Origin of the sequence: Methylobacterium sp. WL103, from assembly GCF_008039885.1 — a bacterium.
GTDB classification, from domain to species: domain Bacteria; phylum Pseudomonadota; class Alphaproteobacteria; order Rhizobiales; family Beijerinckiaceae; genus Methylobacterium; species Methylobacterium cerastii.
Genome location: NZ_VRUX01001136.1, coordinates 1 through 717, shown reverse-complemented (window position 1 = coordinate 717; position 717 = coordinate 1). Strand labels below are relative to the sequence as shown.

The 717-nt window shown below is 72.1% G+C and carries 1 pseudogene; it reads left to right on the top strand.

What is annotated here, in order from left to right:
* Positions 1–55: 55 nt before the first annotated feature.
* Positions 56–717 (top strand): annotated as a pseudogene (locus tag FV222_RS28265) (hypothetical protein); the annotation flags it as partial.

The window sequence follows — 717 nt, the reverse complement described above, 5'->3', positions numbered from 1 at the left end:
TTTTTTTTTCTTGCAGACCCCGGCATACGTTTTTGTCTGCGGTCTGGTGGGCTGGGTGTTGTTTATATCGCGCCTCACCGCGACCGCGGACGACGCCTCGGCCGGCCTCGCGGTCGCGGTCGCCGACGGGTTCACGGTCTCCACCGACCGCGACGACGGCGCCGTGGTGTTCGACATCGTCGCGAAGAAGGACTTGGCCAAGGCCGACGCGACCGCGTTCGAGGTCGTAAAGCTCGACGCCGCCAGGGCCGAGGGCGCTGGCAAGGCCGAGCCCAAGGAAGCGGCGAAAAGCGAAGCGTCCAAGGGTGACGGAGGCAAGGGTGAGGGAGCCAAGAGCCCCACCAAGGCCGACCTTCCGGCGCCCGGTTCCCGCTCCGGCGCCTCGGAGGCCGCCGCCCGTCCGCCCCTGGCCGAGCCGCCCGAGCGTCAGGCCGGCTCCGGCCTGGTCTTCCCCTTCGCCAAGCGCCCGCCGGTCGCCCTTTTCGAGCGCGGCGGCATCGCCAACCTCGTCTTCGAGACCGCCGAGCCGGTCGCCCTCCCGGCTGCCGGAACGGGCACCCTGCGCGCCGTCGGCGAGCCGCTGCGGATGGGAGGGCAGACGGTGCTTCGCTTCGCGGTGCCCGCAGGCGCCCTGCTCGACCTTGTGCCGGTGCGGGCCGGCGCCGCCGCCGGCGCCTGGGAGCTGATCGCGGGCAACAACCTCGGCCCGAGCGACAC